Raw genomic sequence first — 4,486 nt, 5'->3', positions numbered from 1 at the left:
CCTTCTTTTGATCGGCTGACAAGTTGGTCAGCTGCTCAATATTTTGGTCAGCTTGCTGCTGAGTATTTGCTAAACCATTCAATCCAGTTTGTGCATTCTCAATAGCTTGAGAAAGATCCTTAACAGTTGTTAAGTCAGCATTCCTACCATTTGTTGCATCAGTAACAGCTTGACCGTTCTTGATTGCATTATCTAAAGTAGACTTCTTATCAGGATCGGCTTCATCATACGCAACAGTTCCATGAGTTGCTTCACCATCAGTAATAGCCTGCTTTAGAGTACCCATGGCTCGATCCAATGTACTTGCATCTTGCTTTGCTTGATTCATGGTATTTAAATCAGTAGCTTGATCAATTGCTGCTTCAGCTGCTTGCTTTTGGGCGTTATTCAAATGCGTTAAGTTTTCGATCGTAGCCTTGGCACCATTGCGATCAATTTTTACATAAATATAGACATCGTGATCACTTTTTGAAAAAGTACCCTTTATATTTGGACTAGTACCAACTAATACATATCCTTCTGGAATCTTAGCGTTAGTAGCATAATCATAAGTCGTCTTCCCAATATTTCCAGTATAAGTTAGAGGATTCATTTTTTGACCACTAATAGGATCAGTTGCAGGTACACCATCGCCAGGAGCATATTGACTATCGTCTGTATCCTTAGTTACATCGATATAATGAACACGAAGTTGACTTTTACCTTCTTCACCAACTTTTTGGTAGTAGTAAACCATGGCAGCATCAACATTGTTGATGCGATTATTGTAGGTGTAGCCTTGACCACCTGCCGTAAAGCTCATTGAATCATTGTTATCGTCATGGCCTAAAATTTTACTTGCACTAGCACCAAGAGGTTGTCCCTTGTAATATGCAGTTGCTCTTACAGTACCATTAGTATCAATAACAGTTTGTTTTACATAAACATCATCGGTAATGTATTGCGTATAAGTTTTACCTACCTCATAAGGCGCAATAATACCATCTTCGTACGACAAGCCTAGGGTCTTAGGGCTGCTTACTAAAGTATAGCCATCAATTTTTGGCGCATCGCCATTAATCTTAAAGCCTTGATAACCAAAGCCACTAATTTCCATTGGTTGAAGAATGTCTTTTCCAGTTGCTTGGTCCACGTATCTAACCTTGGTCGAAGTTTCTTGTGGGATCGCACTTGCCCAGAAACCGATTGACTTCGTTTTGGCCGCCTCATCATTTTGTTCGTAAGTATTAGAGCCGTACGTAGGGTCCAATAAGCCCCCATCAAAGACTGGCAACAGCCCATAGCCGTCTGTAAGGCGGCCACTTAACTTAACTGAGAAGGAGTCACCATAGTTATGGAAAATTAAATCATGGGTACTGCCACCGAACCCACCGACCCCAGTATATTGCTCTTTGGTGCTATCCCCGGGCTTAATCGTCGTCGTGGAAGTTTTTTGCCTACCAGTGTGAATCGTGTAGCTGTACAGTGTTTTATCACTTGAAGCTTGGCTCCGCGCTAACAGGATTACCCGGTGATATTGTTCACTAAAATCAACGTACGCCGCAAAGAAATACTTGTCGGGATGGCTGGTAATGATCCCCGGATTTGAAGTTGTCCCAAAAATCGTATCCAGCGTATTACCAGGATAATCTGGGCTAAAGATAGTCTCCCCCTTGGCCACCGTCTTATCGACCCATGTCTGGCCATCTCTGCCGTGGAGCATGTAATCGTATAGCAACGGTTGTTTCACTGGGGTATACGTCTGTGGCAACGTCGTGTCAGTCCCACTATTTGTTAACCTAGCTAAATTGGTAAACAGCATTGCCGCTTGGGTCGCTGGAAGCGTAGTGTCAGTCCCACTATTTTTTAACCTAGCTAAATTGGTCAACAGCATTGCCGCTTGGGTCGCTGGAAGCGTAGTTTCATCCACCGTCACGGTTTGATCACTTGAAGCCGGTGCACCAGCCGCACTGGTGTTTGAAGTCTGGTTAGCCGATACCGTCCCCGCTTGGCTGGCCGGTGAGGAGGTCGCATTGCCCGAGTTTGCCGACTCTGATCTCTGACTGGCCGCAGTCGCTGACGAACCAGACGCGCCCGAGCCAGCGCTACCTTGCGTCTTTGGTGCAGATTGTAAGGTTGTCGTAGCTTCTGTAGAATTATTAGCTGTTGCATCGTTACTTGCACTATTTTGTTGAACTTTTCCTGTTGCACTAGCTGCTTTCTGAGTATCAGTTTGTTCAGTAGCTACATCATTGTTTGTTGTAGCTTTGTTGATAGCTTCTTTTGCTTTATCTGCTGCATCAGTAGCTGCTTGGTTCAACTTGTCTTTAGTAGTTTGATCAATATTGGTTGCTCCATTAATTTCGCTATTCTTCTTGTTAAGAGCAGCATCGATGGCCTTATTAGCATCATTTTGACTATCAGGCACTTTCACTGCACCAATTGCATTAATACCCTTAGTTTGTTCAGCAGTTGGCAATACAACTGTTGAAGGTTGTTTGGATTTTTCAACGCTTTCTGTGGTTGCTGCCTTTACAGAATGATTTGTAAAGTTAATTCCAAAAATGGTTACTCCTAATAATACGGAAGCCACACCAACGTTAAGCTTACGTAAACTATAACGCGGTGTCCGCTTAGTTTCCGAAAAATCTAATCGTTTCGTTGTAATCTCCCCTCCAAAAGTTCAATGCTAATTAGTAGTTAATAATTTAAAAAATGAAACTAATTAATATACACGAAAAATAATTATTAAAACTTATATCCTTACAAACAACTAAGGCAATTTAATAAATCACTTTCGTTATTATAATACCACAAATCCAAACTACCGATATCAAATAATATCTTATTTTTATAAATAAAATTTTTAGACCAATTTTTCTATACCTTTACGCGTGGTGCTAGTTAAATCGTTTTAGTTAACAAAAAAAGTCCAATCTTGTTAGACTCGACTTGTAAACATATTAATAGAAAAGAGTCTGACTAGATTGAACTACCCTAAGCTTAAGCGTTTTTCTCATCCTAACACAAGTTAGTTTTAGTCGTTTAAATATAATTTGTCGCTGTTTGTACAAACTTTATGCCCCAGATGCATTAAAGCAAGACGGAATATCAATCTATGTAAAATATCTGACAGTTCTATTCTGGCCTTGCTTATTTGGCAGGCTTCATTGGGCGTTGAATCTCAAAGAAGATTTTGTGAAAAGCTTGTTAATTTATCTCACTCTCGCTTTAATCGCAGAGCACGCATGCTTTTGCCATTGATCTATTTAATTCGACGTGGCCTTAATGAGGAAGTAGATCTGTCAGGCGACATTTTTATTATTGATAGCTTTCCTGTGCCAGTCTGTCAGCCAATTCGCAATCGTCGAGCAAAGATATTTCGCGGCTATGCCGATATTGGCTATAAGGCAACCAAAAAAATCTATTATTATGGTTTTAAGGTTCACGCTATTGTTAGCGACGACGGCTATTTGCTAGATTATATCGTAACCAAGGCCTCAGTTCATGATGCTAATGAAACAGTAGAACTGATTACTAACGCTCATCCTGACAATCGTTACCTTTTGGGCGATGAAGGATATTTGGGCAAAAACCTGCATCAACGCTTAGAGCAAATGGGCTATACGCTTTGGACACCATATCGTAAAAATATGAAGAATGCTCAAAAGCACAATAAGCACTATTTAATAGCACTCAGAAGGACCATCGAGAGTGATTTTTCGCTTTTGTCTTACTACAACGCTGAAAATAATCGAGCTAGAAGTTTTGCAGGTTTTCAAGAGAGACTCGAAGTTGCCATTTTAGCTTATAATATGGCATATTGTCTAGAACGATTTAACTAGCACCACGCGTAAATTATATATTTTTTATTTCGAGACTGTAAAATGTTTTGTGTAAGGATGAATGATTCCTTAAAGTTATTTCTTCAAGGCGGGAGTTATTCGATGGGTGGTAAGAACCATTCTTCCAATATTGCAATTTGTCCCCATTTCAGGGGAGTTATTTGTCCCACGATTTTTCTCGTTGGGAATTCAAAGAAAAACACGTCAATCCTTTAAAAGCGCAACAGCTATATAAGCTCGAGCGCTTTTTTCTTTGCGGTTCTTTTTAAAACGCTCGTCTTCCTCGACGGGCCTCGAGTTCCCACATCCAAACAAGTACCACATCCAAACCAAGCCTCAAACAAGCCAAACAAACCAAGTCAAACCCAAAAGCCAACGTATACCTCGAAGAATCCCGCACGCCCAGCATACACGAGACCCGGTCTGCGCTGCTTTCGCAGCTTGCCCGTCCCTCGATTGCCGTAATATTCCAAGCGCTCCAGATTTTGCACATATAATAGAAGAAAAAAATCAAATTTTACGTCCAAGCGCCTCGCAACGCGCCCAATTTTAGAACAGTGTTTCGCATCTTTATTTGTTTAGTCATCTATAGTGCTACTATTAATCTATGTTAGAAAATATTGGTTAAATATATCCACTTTATTTTATTTGAATACATTTTC

1 protein-coding gene and 1 pseudogene are annotated in these 4,486 nt (G+C 40.5%); one reads left to right on the top strand and one right to left on the bottom strand.

Going from position 1 to position 4,486, the window contains the following annotated elements; genetic code table 11:
* Positions 1–2,647, bottom strand: a 2,647-nt coding sequence (locus tag CP370_RS08860) for a YSIRK-type signal peptide-containing protein (RefSeq protein ID WP_369821779.1), incomplete at its 3' end; no start/stop codon positions are given.
* A 319-nt stretch (positions 2,648–2,966) separates the two neighbouring features.
* On the opposite strand from CP370_RS08860, the pseudogene CP370_RS08855 reads away from it, so the two are divergent.
* Positions 2,967–3,824: pseudogene (locus tag CP370_RS08855) on the top strand (IS982 family transposase).
* Positions 3,825–4,486: the final 662 nt, after the last annotated feature.

Origin of the sequence: Lactobacillus sp. UMNPBX19, from assembly GCF_002553805.1 — a bacterium.
Taxonomy (GTDB): domain Bacteria; phylum Bacillota; class Bacilli; order Lactobacillales; family Lactobacillaceae; genus Lactobacillus.
This window is presented reverse-complemented; position numbering and strand designations above follow the sequence as displayed.